The 321-nt window shown below is 67.6% G+C and carries 1 pseudogene; it reads left to right on the top strand.

From position 1 onward, the window contains the following. Positions 1 to 158: 158 nt before the first annotated feature. A pseudogene (locus tag ADK55_RS22605) lies at positions 159 to 321 on the top strand (VOC family protein); the annotation flags it as partial.

Genomic DNA, 321 nt, shown 5'->3' with positions numbered 1-321 from the left:
GTTCAGCGGCGCCCCGCTCCGCGGCGCCTCATTCGACCGAATACCGATGGACCCGGCCCGATCCGTGTGCTTAGGCTCGTGCGGACGGCATCGCGTGTCGGTCACCGACCGGGTGAGGCATGGAGGCGCCGTGACATGCCTTTCGGAGGCATCCACCCATGTCAGTAGAGCTGAACCACACGATCGTCCACAGTCGTGACAACCGGCGGTCCGCCGAGTACCTCGCCGACATCCTGGGCCTGGAGGTCGGGACCGAGTGGGGTCCCTTCATCCCCGTCGAGACCGGAAACGGCGTCACCCTGGACTTCGCGACCGCCGCCC

Origin of the sequence: Streptomyces sp. WM4235 (assembly GCF_001279725.1) — a bacterium.
In the GTDB taxonomy this organism is placed as follows: domain Bacteria; phylum Actinomycetota; class Actinomycetes; order Streptomycetales; family Streptomycetaceae; genus Streptomyces.
The sequence above is the reverse complement of the archived record's forward strand: the minus strand, read 5'-3'. Positions and strand labels throughout refer to the sequence as shown.